Origin of the sequence: Halotia branconii CENA392 (genome assembly GCF_029953635.1) — a bacterium.
Lineage (GTDB): Bacteria > Cyanobacteriota > Cyanobacteriia > Cyanobacteriales > Nostocaceae > Halotia > Halotia branconii.
This window is the reverse complement of the sequence record NZ_CP124543.1, coordinates 2,283,058-2,304,932: the sequence shown is the minus strand read 5'-3', so window position 1 is coordinate 2,304,932 and position 21,875 is coordinate 2,283,058. Positions and strand designations below refer to the sequence as shown.

Below are 21,875 nucleotides of genomic sequence, written 5' to 3'. Positions count from 1 at the left end.
GGCTATAATAGCGTTCTTTTTAGGAGTTATGAGTATTAGTTAAGAGTTATAAATTAAGAATTAGGAGTAACGATTTCTCCTCCTAATTCTTAACTTTTAAGTTTTAGACTCGCAAGGCTGCCATTTTTTCTACAGCTTCCACTATTTGCTCTGGTTGGACAATTGTTAGTCTTTCCAGGTTGCCGTTATAAGGGGTGGGGATATCTTGGGAAGAAAGCCGCAGTACCGGAGCATCTAGTTCATCAAACAAGCGATCATTAATTGAGGCGGTTAATTCTGCACCAATACCACCAGTTCTCATACATTCTTCCACAATAATCACTTTATGGGTTTTGCGTATGGATGCGCCGATGGTATCAAAGTCTAAGGGTTTGAGTGATATTAAATCAATTACTTCTGGATCATAACCTTGTTTTTCTAAAGTTTTGACGGCTTGTAATACGTGATGGCGCATCCGTGAGTAGGTGAGAATTGTGACATCTTTACCTTGACGCACAACTTCGGCTTGATCTAAGGGCAGCAAATATTCTTGTTCTGGTAGGTCTTCTTTTAAGTTGTAAAGTAGAACATGTTCAAAAAACAATACTGGATTGTCGTCACGGATAGCGGCTTTTAGCAGTCCTTTGGCGTTGTAAGGTGTAGAACAAGCTACAATCTTTAACCCAGGAACGGCTTGAAAGTAGGCTTCTAACCTTTGGGAATGTTCTGCCCCTAGCTGTCTGCCCACGCCTCCAGGGCCGCGAATCACCATTGGAATTTTAAAGTTACCGCCGGAAGTGTAACGCAACATGCCAGCATTATTAGATATTTGGTTAAAGGCAAGCAGCAAAAAGCCCATGTTCATGCCTTCAATTATTGGTCGCAACCCAGTCATAGCTGCTCCCACTGCTATGCCAGTAAAGCTGTTTTCTGCGATGGGGGTGTCTAGAACTCGGAGTTCGCCATACTTTTGGTATAGGTCTTTGGTAACTTTGTAGGAACCGCCATAGTGTCCTACGTCTTCACCAAGAACGAATACACTCGAATCACGCGCCATTTCTTCATCAATGGCTTCCCGCAGAGCGTTGAAAAATAGTGTTTCTGCCATTTAGACCTTTAGTACGACTATTTGAGTACGACTATTGTTTTAGAATCTTATCGCGCCGCAGTGGCAAATATGGTGAGCGATCGCACTAGTTAGAGATTTACTACTTTAGTTACAGAGCCAGAATAAATAGCTAACAACTAAAAATTCATCAGCTTTTTCCTGTTTCTAGGTGTTTTCCCTATCGCTTGTGCTAACTGAAGTTAAAGCTATTCCCAAATTGCCAATAACTGCACGATTAATTTATTCAATATAGGTGACTATCAATTTAAGAGCAGCTTAAGATTTAGTCAAATCAACGAAGTATCGTTAAATCATCCAGTAGCATTCTGGGGAAACAACAAACGTCCCATACTTTATTGAAAGCGGCAGAAAACTTTATCCCTTCATTAGTGGTTAAATCAGTGAACACTTAGACAAGCTACTTCGGCTGCGCCCTTCTCCTATCAAAGACACTGCGCGCTAAGCGTAGCTTATGCCGCAGGCTTTACGACTGCGCTCAGGCTCAACTCAGTACAAATTCCCTATGTCTGAAAACTTCATCCCGCAAGTTGGCGTGAAGTTTTTTATTTCACCTTGAGGATGAGCTTAACTGAGTGACTTGGTTATCTGGATAGCGTTTAGGCCTTCCTGGTTTACGTTTATGCCGCTGATTAATTGATTTTTCGCTTGCGGCTGCCAATTCTTCAGGTGTACATTTAAACAGGCGCAAAGCATCTAAATATTTTTTTGGTGTCATTGTGGGTTCAGTGCGTCCAGCTTCCCAGTTACGAACACTGGTTTCACTGATTGCAAGTCTGAAGGCAACCTCTGCACGGCTAAGTCCAGCACGCTCTCTCAGGACTTGCATATCCATATCTCATGCTCCCCTTGAAAAGTTTATAAGTAATTTATTAAATCAACTGATAGCAATATCAATTGCAAAAAAAATTGTTAACTATATTCCTTTATAAGCGATCGCAGCCTTCTCTTGCAAACAAGGCTGATTAAATCAGTTATCAGATGAAGCCTACCACTGGTGAGCAGTCGGGAATTTCAACCCAAATACATCACTGATAACTGTTCATTATTTAGGACTTACGTCACTATTCTTTAGTAATATCAAGCATTGCATCGCTTGGTTCTTCTAACATTTCTGGTACTAAAGTTGGGTTACTTCTACGTTCTGCTAGTGATTGTTGCCGGATCACGTCATCCATTTTTAGAGGATGTTTGATTTTGTCAACTACCTCCGGACTTAATTGTGATGCGTCGCTTTCAGAATTTATTTTTTCTGCTTGGTTGGGATTTATTTCCTTATTCATCAATACTTTTCCAATTCATAGCCTAAGCTTAAGGGATGACGTAGAAACATTAACACTATCTTGCGACTTAAATTACTATTTTCAAATAACCTTCAATCATTTGTACAACCTATTAAATATATTAGGAAAAATGATAACTTCCTTAGTAATAAAACGTTCTATTAAATTAAATAGTATTTAATATCCAAAAAGATAAGATTAAATATTTGATGTTCCATTAAAGTTATTCAATAGAAAATTAAATAGTGCCACCAAATAAAGACCTCTGCTACAAATCAAACTCAACACTAGATACTAGAGTTTAAATTTTAAATTAATAATTTATGTTTGAAATTTTGACTGCAAATAAAGCGACAATCATTAACTCTTTTTTGACAAGAGTTTTGGCAAGATATCTGAGTTAACTGACCTAGCAAAAAAAGACAGTATTATGTTAGAATTGTATCAAAATATGGCAATTATTCAAGGAAAATTTGGAATAATTTGGCGCTTTGTCAACTGTAAGGGCTACAATCTACATTTTTTGGAGTTTTCTAGGTTATGACATTCTCACAGGAGAGGATTATCCCAACAGATCTGCGGAACGAAATGTCCCGATCTTATCTCGAATACGCCATGAGTGTAATAGTGGGTCGGGCGCTGCCAGATGCCAGGGATGGTCTAAAACCTGTGCATCGCCGCATCCTCTACGCTATGCACGAGTTGGGTTTAAGCGCAGATCGACCTTTTCGGAAATGCGCCCGTGTAGTCGGGGAAGTGCTGGGTAAATATCACCCCCACGGCGATACGGCAGTATACGATGCGTTAGTGCGGATGGCGCAGGATTTTTCGATGCGATCGCCCCTAATTAATGGGCATGGTAACTTCGGTTCAGTAGACAACGATCCGCCAGCGGCAATGCGATACACAGAATGCCGCTTACAGGCTTTAACCAGTGCCGCCCTACTGCAAGACATCGAATCAGAAACCGTAGACTTTGCTGATAACTTCGACGGTTCTCAACAAGAACCTACAGTTTTACCATCACGGATTCCCCAACTGCTGCTAAATGGATCTTCGGGGATTGCCGTGGGTATGGCGACTAATATCCCTCCCCACAACTTAGGCGAATTGATTGATGGCTTAGTGGCACTAATTCACAATCCAGAAATCACCAACTTGGAGTTAATGCAGTATGTCCAAGGGCCAGACTTTCCCACTGGGGCGCAGATTCTAGGAACGGCATCAATTAGAGAAGCTTATACTACTGGGCGTGGTTCGATTACCATGCGCGGTGTTGCCAATATTGAAACTATTGAACAGCGGGGACGGCCAGAAAGAGAAGCAATTATTATTACCGAATTGCCCTACCAAACCAACAAAGCAGCGCTGATTGAAAAAATCGCCGAGTTGGTGAATGACAAGCGGATTGAGGGAATTGCAGATATTCGGGATGAAAGCGATCGCGACGGCATGAGAATCGTCATCGAACTTAAGCGCGATGCCTATCCCCGTGTAGTACTAAACAACCTTTATAAACAAACCCCACTGCAAGCCAACTTTGGGGCTAACATGTTGGCTTTAGTGAATGGTGAACCCCAAATCCTCACCCTCAAACAATTCTTAGAAGTATTCCTCGATTTTCGCATCGAATCTATTGCCAGACGTACCCGCTACGAACTGCGAAAAGCTGAAGAACGCGACCATCTTTTGCAAGGGTTATTAATTGCTTTATCTCATTTAGATGTGATTATTACCTTAATTCGTCATGCACCGGATGCCCCCACAGCTAAAGGCGAATTGATCACAAATTACGGGCTTTCAGAAGTACAAGCCGATGCCATTTTACAGATGCAATTACGGCGGTTAACTGCTTTAGAAGCAGACAAAATTCGCCAAGAACACGAGGATTTACAAACACAAATCGCTGATTTACAAGATATTTTGGCACGGCGAGAACGGGTGCTAGAAATTATTGAAACCGAAATCGCCCAAATCAAAACAAGCTTTGCTACTCCTAGACGCACAGTCATCACCCATGCAGAAGGAGAAATTGATGAACGTGACTTGATTGCCAATGAAAAGGCGATCATTCTTCTTACAGAGCAAGGTTACATCAAACGGATGCCCGTTAATACCTTCGAGGCTCAAAACCGTGCCACTAGAGGGAAAGCCGCAGCCAAGGTCAAAATTGATGACACCGTTGAACATTTCTTGACTTGCTGCGATCATGACAGCGTTTTATTCTTTAGCGATCGCGGTGTAGTGTACTGCCTCAAAGCTTACCAAATCCCCGTGGGTTCCCGTACCAGTCGCGGTACGCCCATTGTGCAAATGCTACCCATTCCCAGAGCCGAAAAAATCACCTCCATTGTCCCAGTCAGTGAGTTTAGCAGCGATGAATATTTAGTTATGCTCACCAAAGGCGGCAATATCAAAAAAACCGAATTAGCAGCCTTTAGTCATATTCGGGCAAATGGCTTAATTGCTATTTCTTTAGAAGAAGGCGATCAACTGCGCTGGGTGCGACGCGCCAGAGTTGAAGACAGCATAATCGTTGGTTCTCGTCTGGGTATGGCGATTCACTTTAGATGTACCCACGAACAACTACGTCCTTTAAGTAGGGCTACTCGTGGAGTGAAATCAATGAAACTGAAAAAGGGTGATGAATTGGTAGGGATGGATATTCTTCCAGCAGCCATTTTGGACACCTTGAATCCAGATGAAGTGGAAATTGAAGAAGTTGAAACCGAAGAAATCGAAATTAACGAAGAAGTTACAGAAATACCAAGCAACGGTAATGTCGGCCCTTGGGTATTAGTAATCACAATGGGAGGTTACGGCAAACGCGTACCAGTTGCTCAATTTAGACTGCAAAATCGCGCCGGTCAAGGTTTAATGGCCACCAAATTTAAAAACCGCAAAACCAAAGACAAATTAGCTACCCTGGGTATTGTCAACAATGACGACGAGATCATGATGGTGACAAATCGCGGTATTATCATTCGTCAAGCAGTGAATGCAATTTCGGTACAGTCGCGATCGGCTACTGGGGTAAGAGTGCAACGTCTCGACGAAGATGACGCAATTACAGGGGTGGCCATAGTTCCTCCCGATGCTGCTAGTGAAGCAGAAGCAGAAACAGAAGAAGCAGAATAAAGGATCAAAGGTGAAGGATGAAATATGAAGTATCCGACAAAAAGCGGTTTTCAGTTTTTAGCCTTTACACTTTATCCTTCTTAAGTGGGGTTGTAATGGGGCTAACCGTAGCCCCAGTTGGCGCATGGTTTTTAGGGTGGATTGCCTTAGCCCCTCTGTGGGTTTTCATAATTAAAAATGAAAAATTAAAAATTAAAAATTCTGGAGAAAAGTCTTCATTTTTAATTGCTTCAGCTTGGGGTATTGGCTACCACGGTGTCGCCTTATCTTGGATTACTGGCATTCATCCGATGACTTGGTTGGGTGTTCCTTGGTGGCCGAGTTTGGCAATTACCCTGTTTTGTTGGGCGTTCGTTAGCCTTTGGGGAGGAATATTCGTTGCTATTTGGGCAACTGTGATGGCTCGTCTTGCCCAGCAAAAACCGTGGTTACGTGTTTTAATTGGTACAGCTGTTTGGTGTGGTTTAGAAAGTCTGTGGAGTGCTGGCCCTTTGTGGTGGAGTTCTTTGGCTTATACTCAGTCACCGCATGATCTGGTAATTTTACACCTTGGTCAACTTTCTGGCCCTAATACTGTGACAGCCGCGATCGCAGCTGTCAATGGCTTAGTTGCCGAAGCTTGGATCAATCGTCAACACAGAAATAAATATTTAGCGATCGCCAGTGGTATATTTATCATTTGCCATCTTATTGGCTTAATTTTATATATTCGTCCTATCGCTGAACCACCAGCCGCCGCCTTAAAAGTAGGAATTATTCAAGGTAATATCCCTAATAAAATTAAACTCATCCCCGAAGGTTTGCGTCGCGCCCTGACAGGTTATACCAATGGGTATTTAACTTTAGTAGATCAAGGTGTAAATGCAGTTCTCACCCCAGAGGGGGCTTTGCCTTTTTTTCAGCACGACTTGCTTTCAACTTCTTTCGTCTCAGCAGTACAGGAAAAAAATGTAGTTGCCTGGATTGGGGCTTTTGGAGAACGAGGACGCAGTTATACCAACAGCTTATTTAATGTTACAGATAAAGGTGAAATTACCAGCCGTTACGATAAAGCCAAACTAGTACCCTTAGGCGAATATATTCCCTTTGAAAACATTTTGGGTGGTATAGTTCAGCGCTTGTCGCCTTTAGATGAACACCAAGTTCCAGGTTTAGCAAATCAAGTGTTTGATACGCCATTTGGACGGGCGATCGTTGGTATTTGTTATGAATCGGCATTTCCTGAAGTATTTCGCCGTCAAGCTGCAAATGGTGGGCAATTTATCCTCAGTTCTTCTAATGATGCCCATTACAGTACGCCCATGCCCTTGCAACACCACGCCCAAGATATTATGCGGGCGATAGAAACTGATAGATGGACAGTGCGGGCAACTAATACAGGATATTCAGCTTTTGTAAATCCTCACGGCAAAACCTTGTGGATATCTGGATATAATACTTATGAAACTCACGCCGAAACTATTTATCGACGGCAAACACAAACTTTGTATGTGCGTTGGGGTGATTGGTTGACTCCTTTATTGTTAGGATTGGCTGCTTTGGGATGGGGTGTTAATATTTTCTGGCAAAATGATGGCAATACCGAGTTGAGATCATAAAATCCAAAGGTAGCGATCGCCAAATACAAAGGAGAATATTGTGTTATGGAAAACTCACCACAAAGTAAGCTTTTGTCTGCTTTATCTCACGGAGCGATATTTTTTAGTTCTACAGTTATCTCGATTGGGATACCCATAGCGATTTTATTAATCAATAACGACCCTATTGTTAAAGAAAACGCTAAAGAATCCCTTAATTTTCACATTAATCTCTTCATTTATGGGATTATATTTGGTTTGTTGATTTTTATTGGGATTGGATTTGTGTTATTGGCTGGGCTATGGGTGGTCAGTATTATCATGCCAATTGTTGCCATAGTTAATGTTCTGAACCAACCTCATGTACCCTATCGTTACCCGTTAATTTTTCGTTTCGTATAGTAAGCTGTTACGCATTTAAAAGTCTTTCACTAGACATGATATAACTTCTTCCCCATGTCCAATGCCCAAGCAGCGGGAGGAGCAACCTTGACCACTGATGAAGGGATAGAGTTTCTCACCGCTTTCTATAAAATATAATTTTCATCACTCAAGGATTGCTCGTGCTTTTCGGTCTTTGTAACAACCACAGCAGCATTACTCCAGAAATAATTCCACCAATCCAACCACCAATGGCATTCACTAATATCCACCAACCAGCTCGGTAAACTAATCGCCGCAGTACGAACCATTGCCCAATGCCAATAATAAATCCATGTAAAAAAATAAAATCTTTAAGGTTAGTTAATCCACTGAGAAAAAAAGTAATCACAACAGCCAGAGTAGTTGCCAAAACCCATTCCCAAGAAGGCTGTGAAACTTTCCGCCGTAGCACTATCCATTGCTTAACTCCCACAGCTAATCCACAAAAACAAATAGAGGCTACCTCACCTAAATTTCCCAGAAGACCAAACCCAATAAAAAATCCTCCAGCGTAACCAAAAACACTCGCTAATATCCATTGAAAATAAAAGCTCCATCCTACCCTTAGGTAATGGTCTATTACGAATGGTTTTAGAGGCGATAAAAGTTTAGCTGGAAAAGCAACTTCTCGACTGTATTGAGGTAGAACTGGGGGCGGTACAGAAAAAAGGGGTGGTTGAGTATGACTATGTTCAAGAATCGGTGTATATGTGCGAGTAACTGACTGTGATGTTAATGCATAAGTATTTGCCAGCTTTTGTACTCTAGCCAACGCTTCTGCGGCTGACTGGTATCGCTGCCTGAAGTCATAGCGTACCATTTTATCTAAAACATCACCCAGTTCTGGATCAACAGATACTAAGTCACGCCAAATAATCTCAGCAGTTTGGGGATCTTCTTTCAAATGGTCAGGCATTAATCCTGTTAAGGCTTGGATACAAATCAAACCTACCGCATAAATATCGCTACTTAATTTGGGACAACCCTGACTTTGTTCACTAGGCATATAGCCAGGTGTGCCAATGCATACAGTCATTCTAGTTTGTCCTTGAGGACTCAATACTCTAGTACCAATCTGTTTGACGGCTCCAAAATCAATCAAGACAATCTGGCCATCAGATTGCCGTCGAATTAAGTTAGGAGGTTTGATATCTCGGTGAATGACATGATTTTGATGGACAAAGACTAAAGGCTCAAGGATACTTTGTAATAAGGCGATGACATAAGCCTCACTCCACCGTTTTCCAGGTGTCAGTTCACGGCTTAAAGGATGACCTGGGATAAATTGCTGAACTAAATAAAATTCCTGGTTTTCTTCAAAATGAGCCAGTAGTTGGGGTATTTGATTATGATTACCCAATTCGTGCAAAAGTTGGGCTTCGGAGTCGAATAATCTTCTGGCTAATTGCAAATGCTTGGGGTCAGTTGCTTGCGGCTTGAGTTGTTTAACTACACAGCGAGTGTTGTAAAGTTTGGTATCTTCGGCAATATAGGTATGACTAAAGCCACCAGAACCCAAGGTTTGAAGAATTTTATAGCGTCCGTCTAGTAACTGACCCAACATAAAAGCGATCGCCTAGCAAGCCAACAGATGTATTGTAACTTCCTATTACATCTGCAACAGATTAAAGTTTTTGTGTATCTTCAAGATTCAGATCAAGATTAGCTTACTTGACTTTTCTACTAAGCTCTATGGATGGTTGTTCTACCAATTTCCACATAATCCAAGCACAGACAGTACACGCCATAATAGTAACTATTAACAAAAAGACTTCAGTCCAAACAAAATGACCTAGTAGTTTAAATCCTGCCAGGAATGTCGCACCAGTAATTGGATTATGCACAAGGTAAAGGCTGTACGAGATCAAACTGATAAATTGTAGCCAACGCCAGTTTAGCCAAATTTGCAGACGATTAGTTCGTCCAACTTCTAAAAACAGAGTTGCGACAATAACACAGGTAAACATGAATAATGAGTGATCGCTGATAGATATAAACGTTATAACTGCACAATAAAAGTAGAAATATACAGGCTTCAACACATTGGTATATGACCAATAAGCAAAAGCTCCCAGAAGAAAACTATACCAATAGGGCAGAAACAATGCAGACCAGAGATGATTGTTGAAGACTTGTAGTGAACACACAGCAGCAAGCACAGATACAGGGACAAAAATTAATGCTCGACCAGAGTTCACATTTTTAAAATCATCTAACTTCTGTGATAAACCTAATACCAAACAGAAAATCACATAAAACTGCATTTCTAGACACAGAGTCCAGTAGACAGTATTAATCTGCTTTAGTCCAAGAATTTCTTGAAGATATAATAGATGCGCTAACAGACTTTCTAAAGATGGTAGTACTAATACTTCGCCTTTAACCTTGGACGAGATAACCATCAAGCAGAGAACTAAAACGATTGATGCGTAATAAGGTATACTCAACCGGATAAATCTACCTAAAGTAAAATTACTGAAGTAGGCTAGATTAATCTTCTTAGCTCGTAACGAATGTGCAATCACGAAACCACTTAAGACAAAGAATATAGATACACCCAGATGTCCCCATTTGAAGACTACAAGTACAATCCATTCGGGTAGAAATTTGCTTAATTGAGTGATATGATTGCCCGACTCAGCATGATACAGAACAACCCACAATGCAGCGAGTCCTCTAAAGGCATCAAGAAAGTAAAAACGGACTTTAGAAGATTTTTCAGTTAGGGGTGCCAATGGGCTACCTTGTTTCATGATTTACCTCTGGACAAAAAGTCTGTAGATACTTCCGTAACTAGCAGTACAAAATATTTCAAAATCAAGTAGTGTTTAATTTGAGGTTGCTTTTTTGTATTCGACTAAAGTACGCTGCCGTTTAAGCAACCGGGAAATGTGAAATTGGATTTGTCCTTGCACTTGCGGAAATTTCGCTATTACACAAGATAAGGAGTAAACAAGCGCATCTTTTAACTTCAGTCCTCGTTGCACGGTACTTTGATATACGCGATACATTAATAGCGTATAAAGCATCACTAGAAAAACGATGCTCAAACCCCAAGTTAACCATGCAGTCGTAATAGCTAGGAGTGGTAAAATTAAACCCCACAACCAAATACTGTGGCTTTCTTTGAGCCAATGGCGTTCAGGACTATCACCGTGTAACCATGCTCCTTCAGCATACGCATGACCGGCTCGCTGCGATCGCTTCCACCATTGACTCAGATGAGTAATTTGAGCATCATGTAATGTCATTTCTGCATCTATCCGTAAAACTTTGCCACCTGCCTGACGCAGCCGCACACACAATTCTGGTTCTTCGCCGGCAATTAAAGTCGGATTAAATCCTCCAACCTGTTTGAGGGCTTTCACACGCATCATTGAATCGCCGCCACAGGCTTTAGCTTCACCAACAGGAGTGTCCCATTCGATGTCACACAGGCGATTGTAAATAGACTGAGTAGGAAATTCTTCACGCCGTCGGCCACACACTACTACAACATCTGGTTGAGTCAAAAACTCATCTATAGCAAGTTTTAACCATCCCTTGACCACTCGACAGTCACCATCTACAAACTGAACAAATTCAATATTTGGTTCTACTTGTAACAAGTGTTCAAACCCCGCATTTCTAGCACGAGCAGCAGTAAAAGGAATTAATAAATCCAGCTCTACTACATGCACGCCTAAAGATTTAGCTAGTACTAAACTTCCATCTGTAGATCCAGAATCTACATAGACAATTGTTACTGATTCACCTATCACTGAAATTAAGCAATCTTTGAGGCGATCGCCTTCGTTGCGTCCGATAATAACTATTCCTACTGGCTGCAAATTTTAACCTCCCACACTCACCAATATTTCATTCAAATGAAGCAGTAGTTGATAAAAATTAAGTTTGAAAAGTTCTCAGTTAGCGATTTTTCATAAGTAAGTAGTATTCACTATAAATTTAACACTATATGCAATAATATCTCAATTTTCTGGTCAAAAAATAGCTGCTCCTAGTTATATTAACTGATACGACCAGGATAATCAGTGATCACATTTAGCTTCTTTATATTATCTTCATCAATATCTACATACAATTTAAACTATTGCCCTGAAAAAATAATAATAACGAACTTTATACCGAGTAAAATTTTAATTAGTTAAACAATTTCTGTCGGTATATTTGCAGCCATAAATATACTGCTAATTTTGATTTGTCTAAGATTTACTAAAAATGGCATAGTCTGTAAATGACTTGGAAAATTAATAAAAAAAACTGAGTAAGATTATTTATTTATAATGAGCGATTCATCAAAATTCTACATACCTTCCCTTGATGGGATGAGAACTGTTGCTTTTTTAATTGTCTTTTTAGCTCATGCAGGGCTGAGTAAGATTGTGCCTGGAGGCTTTGGCGTAACAGTCTTTTTCTTTCTGAGTGGCTACTTAATTACAACTATTCTCCGACGAGAGTATGATCGCTATCAAAATCTTGATTTTAAAAGCTTTTATCTCAGGCGAGCATTACGTATTTGGCCGCCATTTTACTTTGTGTTGTTATTAGGAGTCACATTAACTTTTTTAGGATTTCTTGAGGGGCAAATTTACCTGCCAGCTTTTCTATCTCAAGTTCTGCATTATGCTAACTATTATTTCATCTTTATTGGCGGTGGAATCACTATTGGTAGTGGCGTATATTGGTCTCTTGCTGTCGAAGAACACTTCTATTTGCTTTTTCCATTCCTTTATCTAGCTTTACGTAAGCTGCGTTTGAGTCCCCAAAAACAAATGTTAATTTTTTGGGGCTTGTGTTTAGCTGTCTTATTGTGGCGATGTGTTCTAATTTACGGCTTGGGAGTAGATTCAAGCCGTACTTTTTATGGATCAGATACCCGAATAGATGGCATCTTATTTGGCTGTGCCTTAGCAGTTAATGGTAATCCAATGATGGATTCTCAGCCTTGGTCTAACAGAATATGGAAGCTGTTTTTTCTCCCTTTAGGAATTGCCTTGCTTCTTTTCTCTTTTTTATATCGCTCTCCTGAATTTCAAGAAACCTTTCGTTACACCATTCAAGGAATTGCTTTATATCCAATATTTGTTACCGCTATTCTCTTTCCCAATTGGGGATTATTCCGGTGGTTAAATTTGGGATGGATGCGCTTTATTGGGCTACTTTCATATTCACTTTATCTTGTACACCACACTGTTATTTATGCAGTTCACATGTATCTACCCCAAGTTCATAAAGCAATCCAAGGAGGAATTGCTTTGTTGATTTCTTTTGGATTAGCTTATGCAATTTACAAATTTATAGAGTTTCCAGTGGCACAACTACGCAAAAAGTTATCCTAAAATATAGGAATAGTATTTGATTTTTGAAAAAAACTCAGTACATCTCATACTTTTCTTCTTTGTTCCCTGTTCCCTTTTCTAGACAAGTAACTTCAAGAATCAAATCAGATTTATATATGACAATTAAGATAACTTTTGTTTGGTTAATTAGAGTTGCTAGCTTTACTTCTTTGGCTTAGAGATAAAGCAATTGTTATATATAAAACCCAATAAATATTAGATAAACGTAGCAGATAACTCTCCGTCATGTTATTCATTGCTAAAAACATCAGAAAGGCTAAAGGCCAAGCATCCTCTGGGTTTTTAGCTGCGTAAGCCTTGTTCAAAGCTCGAAAATACGTGATAGCAAAATTAATTAGAAATAACAGTAAACCGATCAAGCCCACATCTAAAGCTAAATCAATGAAACCATTGTGGGCGTGAGGTGGTATAAAACCAACTGCTACTGCTCTACCAGTTGCGATCGCATACTTACTTCCTGGAGCCCAAAACGCACCACGTCCAAAACCTAGCAATGGGCTTTCTTGGAGTTTAGTTAACGCTACATCCCAAATAATTGTCCGTCCAGTTAAAGTTGGGTCTTTCCCTAAACCAGTTACAATAGACACCCATTCTGTTAGACCTACTGTAGCAATACATCCAATGACCAAAACTGCAATATTTACATAAACGATGCTAAGTTTCCCTTGCCACTGAAAATTACGATATGCCCACACCATAAATATCAAAAACAAAGAAATTATCAAAGAAGACTTGGAAGTTGAAAGCACCATCATCACTAGCGATGCACCAAAACCTGTCCACTTATATAAGTGGTATATTGGTTTTTCGGCGGGCAGCAGAAAAAATGCTAATGAGCTTAAAACCATCATGCTGCCAAAGGTATTTTTATAATCGTAGATTCCTTTCCATGCTCCTGGGTGATCTGCTCCATGTATACCAACAGAAGGTATTACGAGGGCAAAAAATAAACTCAGTAAAATTCCTATAGTAAATGTCCATGCAATTAGTTTTACCTGCTCTTTAAAGCTAAATCGCATGGCAAAATATAAAGCAAACATGGTCATTTGCAAAACTTCACGCAAATCTTTAAGTGTGAATACTGGAGATAATGACCAGATAAATGACAGCAAGATGATTAGTGTTAATATACAAAGCAGTATATTTCGACTAACTATAAAAAGAGATTTCTTCCACTGAATGCAAATTACAATCCCTACAGTTACCCAAGTAAAATATCTGATTAATGTGAGTATGCTGTATGGAACAAGAACAGTTAAGCCTCCTGTGAAAAAGGTTAAGCTTAAAACAACGAAAAAGTTTTCAGCAATTGTGAGAAATTTTTTCATAATAAAAAATAAAGAGTTTGATTAAAATTGATTTATCATTATTGTATAAACGCTTTTTGAGTTTTTGTGTTTAATCAAATATATAAATTTGTTAATATAGTAGATAAATTTAGTTCAAAATTATGCTATAAAAATCAAAAAACACATCACTATGAAGATTGCTTATATAATTTTGGCACACAAAAACCCCGAACAGTTAGTACGTTTGATTTTTCGCCTCAAAAATGATAATACATCTTTTTTTATTCATATTGATAAAAGAACAAGTGACAAGATATACAAACATCTAGTAAAGCAACTTCAGAACATCTCAAATGTTTATTTTTTAAAAAGACATAGTTGTTATTGGGGAGACTTTAATATTGTCAAGGCAACTATAGAAGGTATTAGACAATTAATTAAAACAAACATAGATTTTGATTATACAATTCTCCTATCAGGCCAAGATTATTTAATTAAGACTAACAGTCAAATAAAAGAGTTTTTAGAAAAATCACAAGGCAAGCAGTTCATAGAATCTTTTTCCTTAAATTCTGAGAATAGATGGACTAATCAAGATGGATGCTATCAAGCTTTAAATAGAGTACAATATTGGCATTTTCGTCTTCGTGGTAAACATTTTTATCTCACTCTTAAGCGTAAGTTTTTACCGCATCTTCAACCATACGGTGGCTCTCAATGGTGGTGTCTTTCAAAAGATTGTATACATTACATTGACAATTACATTATTAGCAATCCCAATTTTGTTAACTACTTTAAATATGTATTTATTCCTGATGAAAACTTCTTTCAGACCATTGTCTCCAATTCTCAGTTCAAAAATGATATTGTTAATGACGATCTCAAGTATGCTGACTGGGAAAACGCGAATCCTACACCTCCGGCAATTCTAGATAAAAGTTATTTAGATAAGCTGATAAATTCTCCTAAATTATTTGCTAGGAAATTTGATATCACTAGAGATCAAGATGTATTAGATTTAATTGACCAAAAAATATTAGGAGTATCTGCTAAATGATCACCTAGACTTGAATCGAGCAAGTCTATTGTCACATAATTATTTAGATCGAGCTAACAAGTTCTGGCAATAAGTGTTGCTTGATTAAATCACTTCGATGTTGAAATACTGCCTGTTCATCAAAGGGTTGACCAGATAATGCAGCTTTTAGAATCAACTCACTTAATCTGGCTCGGTTTGAGTTGAGTTCAACTATTAACTCGGCTAGTTTCTGCCAATTATTCATCGGCACTAATGCCCCACCTTGATGTTCTGATAAAAGTCCTTGAGAATAGGGACTGCTATAACCAACAATAGGACAACCAGAAACTAAAGACTCAACTAAACATCGAGGTGACTCTGGAGTTTTGTGACAGAATAAAAAGATATGATGCTTTCTCATCGTTGACAAAATTTGACTGCGGTCATCAACAAATCCAACAAAATGGATGCGATCAGTAATACCCAATTCATTAGCGAGTGACTTCATATCAACAAGAAGTGGGCCATCACCAAGCCAAGTTGCTTGGAAGTTAACACCAGCTTCGCAAAGATAATGTATAACTCGCAGCCAATCAAAGGGGCCTTTCATTTGTGCAGCTCGTCCTGTATAACAAATCAATAAAGGCTGCTCGTTAGATAATGATTTGATTTTCAAATCAAGACTGGCAGCATCAATTTGATCTGATTTTTTCGTGTGAATATCGTATACACAATAAGAGGTTTTACAGAAAGGTGAATATGCACTGTAACAGTCCTGTCCTTGGAAAAGCCCTAACTGAGAATGGCGAATCAAGTAGCGCTGATAAGGTTTGAGCAACGGCAGCGTAATTAATAATTCCTTGAGAAGACGCTTGAGTGGTACTTGCTTGCGTGACTCTTGTTTGAATAAAGTGCGACTGACAACTTCATATTCAACACGATCTGCCCAGACGGCATAGGGGCGTTTAAGCTTGATGGCTTCTAGACAGGCGATCGCTCCCCAATCTCCCACAACTCCGCTAAGTGCAAAACAAAGATACTGACATTCTTGAATTTTTTTGTTTAATAATTGACTAATCGTTTGATAGTGCTTAATAAAGTCTGGGATTTTATAAGCGTAGGGCAATGGAACTAATTCTAGTCGGTCTGCACAGGACAAATCAGCGATCGCCTGCCATGTCATAGAAGTGTCACTGTTGGCAGCAATGTCTTCTGGCATCACAGGACAAGCCATGACAACACGATCAAAATTTTCTGCCCAGCATACCAAACCTTCGCAAGTTTGATCGTCAAATCCTAAACGCCCTTCTACTGTCCGAAACGGAACAGGCATTACTAATAAAATTTCCTTTTGCATAAAAAATTAATTAAGGCTTTGAAATATTCACTGAGTCGCGTTCTGTACGAATCCATTTATTTTGAGGTTGTACCAAAAACTTCAGATAAATAGGGATTTTCCAAATTACATAAAAAGGAACAGTCAAGAGTTCTTGTAAAGGTAAATCAGTACGCCCAAACTTAACCCAAGCTCCCAGAATTGCAATCAGTAGAAATAAACCTGCTGTAGCTAAAAAAGTTACTGGTATCCAGAGTGCTGTGAAGACTCCAAATACCCAAGAAACTGCCGTCAGCAATAACCAAAGAAAAACAAGCAAAGATAGAGGTGGCACACACATATCTAAAGCACTGATTAACAAATCTAACCTTTTTTGCTTTATTGATGCCTTCAACAGCACAGGAACGTAACTAAGTAAACTTTTTAAGTGGCCATGTTCCCAACGAGTTCTTTGACTTTTAGTGGCCTGCGCTTGTTGTGGTAATAGTGCAGTCACATTAGCTTGGGGGCAAAATACGGGTATATGTCCGGCTATAGTCAAATCTAAGCCGAGTTTCATGTCTTCAACTATGTAACCGTTGGCTAAATCAACTGTACTAATCACAGACCAAGGAAAAGCCATACCTGTACCAGTGAGCAAGCAGGGCATTTTCAGTTGCGCCAACCCCAGAGGACGAACTAAATTTTTTACCTTAAAGGCAAATGCTGACACTGATGCTTTCGGATTAGAACTACTAGGTTTAGACATTAAGTAGGTAGCTTGAACAGGTCGCTTTGTGGCGATCGCATACTGAATTAATTGCTCAATTGCACCTTGTTCAACTTTGCAGTCAGCATCAATAAATATAACAATATCCGGTGGCTCTGATTCTAAAAATCGCAAGCCACAATCTAAAGCGTATCCTTTACCTATAAGCGAAAGATCATGACGCTCGATCACTGTAGCACCAACTGCGCCAGCAATTTCTGCTGTTGCATCATGACAATTATCAGCAATTACAACTAAACGATGCTGTTTTTGTAACTGTGATTTGATCTCTAAAAGCGTTGAACGAATTACAACTTCTTCGTTATGTGCCGGGACTAATACTGTAACTTTTGTATTTTGCCAATCGTCTTGACTAACTTGAGAAGGAACCGCAAACAAGGCCGCAATACATTCTACAAATAGAACTATACTTAGAACTAGTAAACCTAATGCGCTTACTATCAGAACAGCATCAATGCCTAAAACCAAGTATGAATTAATAGTCATTAGTTATACCTGTAATTCCTTGGTTTAAATATTTTTATAGTTATACACAACTTCTATAACTGACTAAGTTCGTTAGTTTCTAGTTGGTGATTAGATTGGGAATAATTGACGATTTTTGCAGGAATGCCAACTGCTGTTGCTCCTGGTGGAACATTACAGAGAACTACAGCGTTAGCACCAATATTTGCATGATCTCCAATAGTAATATCGCCAAATATTTTTGCACCTGCACCAACATTGACAGCTTTACCTAATTTTGGTGCATCTAACGGCCGATCTAAATAGCGATTTCCTAAAGTCACACCTTGGCGGATAATGCTATCATCGCCAATTACACAGTACCCATGAATTACAATCGCCCCTTGATGTTCAATAATCACTCGGCGACCAAGTTGCACAGTATAAGGTAATTCAATTCCATAAGTGTTGCGAACTTTACGAAATAACATTCGATAAAGAATACTGAGAGGTGCGCGCAGAAGCTTAGGTTGAACCTTCATCCTCCAGACTCCAAAACGCTGAACCACTACTGCTCTAAGTCCTGGTTTAGTCCAATCTCGTCCATGAGCAATCCAGTCTTCTTTGATTTGTTGCCAAAGACTGAGAGTAGTCGGTTGTGTTTCCTCAATATCTACTCTCAACTCTAATGGTGTACTCATAATCTGATTAAGTTCCTGTTTCAGTAGCCAGTGATTTTATATAAGCAGATCAACCTAAGATAATGGCACAGTAATTACCTTTTCAATCTTTTGTTCTGGGTGTGAACTGTTGTAATAAAAGTAATTAGGTGCTTCTTGCTTGATATTAACGCCATTAGCAACAATGCCCAAAATATTGGCTTCAGAACGCGATAATAAGGCTTTAGCTACATTAACACTCGTGGAATCGACAACATCAGGTCTGACTACGACTAATACTCCATCTACCATCTTGCCTAAAACGGCTGCATCAGCAGTTCCAACTAAGGGAGGAGTGTCAAAAATGACGTAATCGTACTTCTGGAATAATGTATCAATTAGAGTGAGCATAGGCTCTGAATCAATCAATGACAGGGAATTAGGTGGTAGATCTCCAGTCGTGAGTACAGATAAATTAGGAGTTATTTCTTGTACAGCATCAAACAGATTCTCATGACCAACTATCACATCACTTAAACCTACAGTGTTGGCCAAACCCCAAAGATGATGTTGAGACGGACGACGCATATCTGCATCAACTAACAGTACTCTTCGTCCTGTTTGAGCGATTACTGCTGCTAAATTAGCAGAAACTTCTGATTTTCCTTCTCCAGGGATAGAACTTGTGACTACAATTGTCCGAACTTTTTTATCTAAGCTCACGAATTTGAGATTTGCCTGAAGCATTTGATATGATTCATGAATTACTGATTGGGGAGATGTTTCCACAATAATTCGGCGAGAAATTTGTTTTAAGCTTAAAGCTTCTCGCTGTGATGGATTTTTAATTTTAAAAGCCGGAATTAACCCCAACAAAGTATTGTCGAAAAGTTCTTCTGCTTCTTTAGAAGTCTTAACTCTTTTATCAAGTACGTCAATCAAAAAGGCAGTCGCGACACCAAGTAGTAATCCGCCAAGTACTCCACCTACTAAAAGCAGGACTTTCTTTTTCAGCGCCGAAGGATTGTGACCTACTTCGGCATATTGCAGTATGCGCGCGTTTCCAATAGTTTGACTTTCTACTACTTTTATCTCTTGATATTTTGTCCAAAAGTTTTCATAATTTTTCTGCGCTAGTGATAATCTTCGTTCTAGTTCTCCTTGGATTTTCTTTAAATTTGGCAGAGCATAAGCTCTTTGATTATAAGAATTTTTAATGCTAGCTATAGATTGTAATTTACTCTCTAAACCTAAGCGTTCTGATTGGAGTTTAATATATTCTGAAGCTAAATTTTGCTTGATTTCACCTATTTGCAATTTACCAGGATCAATTCTTGTTTGAGAGCCTGAAGACTCGGCAATACGTTTTTGCAATAAATCTCGCAACCCAGCTTCTTGACTTTTCAGATCAATGACTTTGGGATCTTCATCGGTAAAGCTTGCTTGACGAATTGTGAGCTGAGTTTGAACTTTTTGCAGTTCAGCTAACAATTCTTGTACGCCAGATACTTGACTAAGCGAGGTAACATCTAAAGCCTGATCTGTTGATAATTGTAATTGACGACGTATTTGTTGTTCTTGCGTATTCAAATTTGCTATTTGAGCACGAGTATTATTTAATTCGTCATTAATAGCGAGCATAGATTTTACTGTTCCAGTCGCCTCTTCTTCCAAATCGACAATCTGATTTTGAGATCTAAACTGACGTAAGGCTTCTGCTGCTTGGTCTAATTCTTTTTTAGCTTGGGGTAACTGTTTCTCTAGAAATTTGCCTGCTGCCATTACTTGAGAACGGTTATTTAAGACATTATTAGCAACAGCAGATTTCATCACTTGATTAACTACTTCTTTAGCAATCTGTGGATCTTTAGATACATAAGAGACCTTGAGTCCATCAGTTCCTATGATTGTTTCAACTTTGATTTCAATTGACTCTGTATCAAGGGGATTGCCATTTTTATCTTTGAGCTTGAGGGTATCGATTACCTCTTGTAAAACAGGCACAGACTGGACTAGCAAAGCTTGTGTATCTAGAGGATTAGAGCCAATTGATTCTAAATCTCCTATTTTTTCTCCAACTCCGGTCAAGGATGAGGTTCGGTTCAATTCAAATAGCAACTTACCATTTGCTTCGTATGTGGGTGGTTGAATCAAGAAATTAACTACGCCCAATGTTGTAAAAGCTGTAAATACTCCTGCAATTATTAACCAGCGGCGTTTCAGAACTAGCCAATACTTTTGAACGTCTATTTCTTCGGAATAGTTTTTAGTCTCCATAAAAGTTACTTAAGTTGTGGATGAATGGGTAGTTAGAGATATTCACAAGATTTGACTTTGAATAACTTAACTCATATAAACTTTTCGCAGCATTAGCCTCGAAAAGGCTTATAGGTAAAAGTAGAGAGAAAAATTAATTTTACTTTTACTTACATGTTGCAAAAATTACTATTGTTAAGATGTCTAATAACTTAGCAAATCTTTTAAGGAATAGACCAGAACTTTCTACATTTTCCTAAAAACTCTTCACAAAGGACTACAGCATATTAACTAAGTATGTCGGATTTCTCTTTGTAGATGATTTCGCGGCTTGCTGGAAACATCGCCTAGATGTGTTCTTGTAGAACTTCTTCTTTAATATTGTCCCTTTTATTTCCAGCTTGGGAAAATGTCCTGTACTCCCCTTTACTGTATTGATGCTGTTTAGCTATTGACCAAGGATTTTTATAAAGTTGCAATTTTTGTTGCAATATTAACAATAAAAAGGGAATGGCATCAAAAAGATATCTCTTCCAAAGCCTCTGAGGTTCACTTAGTAGCCTATGTAACCATTCTATTCCAACTTCACTCATCCATTTAGGCGATCGCTGGAAATTTCCCGCCTCAAAATTAATAGTTGCGCCAATCGCCAAGAACGTTTTGATTTTCTTGAGTTGGCCTCTATATTTAGCGATCCACATCTCTTGTTTAGGAGCGCCTACACCAATTGCTAAAACTGTAGCTCCTGAAGAATTAATCATATCGACAATATTTTGACATTCTTCTTCGTTCTTCTCAAATCCAAAAGAAGGTGAGTGAGCTGCAACAACTATGTCCCGACCAGCCTTGGCGTTAATTTTTCGTTGTGCAGTCTTCACTAATTCTGGTTCACCCCCTAGCAAAAATATCTTGACGTTTTCATCATGTTTGTAATGTTTATAAAAAGCCGGGAATAAATCAGACCCCGAAATTTTCTCTTTAATTCGTATATTCAAAAAATCAGCTGCATACATCAAGATTTTGCTATCACAAACTATATAGTCTGCTTCTTTGTAGACATGATAGAAATCTTGATTTTTCTGCAATTGCATAACGTGATTAACATTAGGTGTAAATACAACACCGCCATACCGTAAATTTTCTAACAACTCAGCCATTGTAATGTTATTGATGGATATATTTAGCACCTTAGCTTGTCTCATAACTGCTGTCACA

17 protein-coding genes are annotated in these 21,875 nt (G+C 38.9%); 5 read left to right on the top strand and 12 right to left on the bottom strand.

Features of this window, described 5'->3' with window-relative positions; genetic code table 11:
• Positions 1-103: 103 nt before the first annotated feature.
• The 3 genes from QI031_RS10135 to QI031_RS10125 form a co-directional block, all read right to left on the bottom strand.
• Positions 104-1,087: an alpha-ketoacid dehydrogenase subunit beta gene (locus QI031_RS10135; RefSeq protein WP_281485052.1), complete on the bottom strand. Its 984-nt coding sequence runs from the start codon at positions 1,085-1,087 to the stop codon at positions 104-106.
• A 568-nt stretch (positions 1,088-1,655) separates the two neighbouring features.
• Complete coding sequence (locus QI031_RS10130) at positions 1,656-1,940, bottom strand: helix-turn-helix domain-containing protein (protein ID WP_281485051.1); 285 nt, start codon at positions 1,938-1,940, stop codon at positions 1,656-1,658.
• Positions 1,941-2,169: 229 nt separating this feature from the next.
• The gene (locus QI031_RS10125; RefSeq protein ID WP_281485050.1) at positions 2,170-2,388 is read right to left on the bottom strand and encodes a hypothetical protein; all 219 of its coding nucleotides are present in this window, start codon (positions 2,386-2,388) and stop codon (positions 2,170-2,172) included.
• Between the two features lie 540 nt (positions 2,389-2,928).
• Between QI031_RS10125 and gyrA the strand changes: the two genes are divergently transcribed.
• The 3 genes from gyrA to QI031_RS10110 are packed head-to-tail and all read left to right on the top strand — an operon-like array spanning position 2,929 to position 7,505.
• Positions 2,929-5,526, top strand: a complete 2,598-nt coding sequence (gyrA, locus tag QI031_RS10120; protein ID WP_281485049.1) for a DNA topoisomerase (ATP-hydrolyzing) subunit A — start codon at positions 2,929-2,931, stop codon at positions 5,524-5,526.
• Positions 5,527-5,543: 17 nt separating this feature from the next.
• Positions 5,544-7,124: an apolipoprotein N-acyltransferase gene (gene lnt / locus QI031_RS10115; RefSeq protein WP_281485048.1), complete on the top strand. Its 1,581-nt coding sequence runs from the start codon at positions 5,544-5,546 to the stop codon at positions 7,122-7,124.
• Between the two features lie 45 nt (positions 7,125-7,169).
• Positions 7,170-7,505 (top strand): DUF4870 domain-containing protein, encoded by a 336-nt coding sequence (locus QI031_RS10110; protein ID WP_281485047.1) that lies wholly within the window; start codon positions 7,170-7,172, stop codon positions 7,503-7,505.
• 148 nt (positions 7,506-7,653) lie between these two features.
• Here QI031_RS10110 and QI031_RS10105 read toward each other — a convergent pair whose 3' ends face one another.
• The 3 genes from QI031_RS10105 to QI031_RS10095 form a co-directional block, all read right to left on the bottom strand.
• Positions 7,654-9,090 carry a protein kinase domain-containing protein gene (locus QI031_RS10105; protein ID WP_281485046.1) on the bottom strand — a complete coding sequence of 479 codons (1,437 nt, stop codon included), beginning with the start codon at positions 9,088-9,090 and terminating at the stop codon, positions 7,654-7,656.
• A 103-nt stretch (positions 9,091-9,193) separates the two neighbouring features.
• Positions 9,194-10,279: an acyltransferase family protein gene (locus QI031_RS10100; RefSeq protein WP_281485045.1), complete on the bottom strand. Its 1,086-nt coding sequence runs from the start codon at positions 10,277-10,279 to the stop codon at positions 9,194-9,196.
• A 75-nt stretch (positions 10,280-10,354) separates the two neighbouring features.
• Positions 10,355-11,356: a glycosyltransferase family 2 protein gene (locus QI031_RS10095; protein WP_281485044.1), complete on the bottom strand. Its 1,002-nt coding sequence runs from the start codon at positions 11,354-11,356 to the stop codon at positions 10,355-10,357.
• A 456-nt stretch (positions 11,357-11,812) separates the two neighbouring features.
• Between QI031_RS10095 and QI031_RS10090 the strand changes: the two genes are divergently transcribed.
• The gene (locus tag QI031_RS10090; RefSeq protein WP_281485043.1) at positions 11,813-12,868 is read left to right on the top strand and encodes an acyltransferase family protein; all 1,056 of its coding nucleotides are present in this window, start codon (positions 11,813-11,815) and stop codon (positions 12,866-12,868) included.
• Positions 12,869-13,011: 143 nt separating this feature from the next.
• On the opposite strand, the gene QI031_RS10085 is transcribed toward QI031_RS10090, so the two are convergent.
• On the bottom strand, positions 13,012-14,001 hold the full coding sequence (locus tag QI031_RS10085) for an O-antigen ligase family protein (protein WP_281485042.1): 990 nt from the start codon (positions 13,999-14,001) through the stop codon (positions 13,012-13,014).
• Between the two features lie 367 nt (positions 14,002-14,368).
• On the opposite strand from QI031_RS10085, the gene QI031_RS10080 reads away from it, so the two are divergent.
• The gene (locus QI031_RS10080; RefSeq protein WP_281485041.1) at positions 14,369-15,235 is read left to right on the top strand and encodes a beta-1,6-N-acetylglucosaminyltransferase; all 867 of its coding nucleotides are present in this window, start codon (positions 14,369-14,371) and stop codon (positions 15,233-15,235) included.
• Positions 15,236-15,278: 43 nt separating this feature from the next.
• On the opposite strand, the gene QI031_RS10075 is transcribed toward QI031_RS10080, so the two are convergent.
• The 5 genes from QI031_RS10075 to QI031_RS10055 form a co-directional block, all read right to left on the bottom strand.
• Positions 15,279-16,553, bottom strand: coding sequence for a glycosyltransferase (locus tag QI031_RS10075; protein ID WP_281485040.1), 1,275 nt, complete (start codon positions 16,551-16,553; stop codon positions 15,279-15,281).
• Positions 16,554-16,563: 10 nt separating this feature from the next.
• Entirely contained in the window at positions 16,564-17,787 is a 1,224-nt protein-coding gene (locus QI031_RS10070) for a glycosyltransferase family 2 protein (protein WP_281485039.1), read from the bottom strand.
• 53 nt (positions 17,788-17,840) lie between these two features.
• Complete coding sequence (locus tag QI031_RS10065) at positions 17,841-18,446, bottom strand: serine O-acetyltransferase (protein ID WP_281485038.1); 606 nt, start codon at positions 18,444-18,446, stop codon at positions 17,841-17,843.
• A 54-nt stretch (positions 18,447-18,500) separates the two neighbouring features.
• On the bottom strand, positions 18,501-20,681 hold the full coding sequence (locus QI031_RS10060) for a GumC family protein (RefSeq protein WP_281485037.1): 2,181 nt from the start codon (positions 20,679-20,681) through the stop codon (positions 18,501-18,503).
• 326 nt (positions 20,682-21,007) lie between these two features.
• Positions 21,008-21,862, bottom strand: coding sequence for a WecB/TagA/CpsF family glycosyltransferase (locus tag QI031_RS10055; RefSeq protein ID WP_281485036.1), 855 nt, complete (start codon positions 21,860-21,862; stop codon positions 21,008-21,010).
• Between the last annotated feature and the right edge of the window lie 13 nt (positions 21,863-21,875).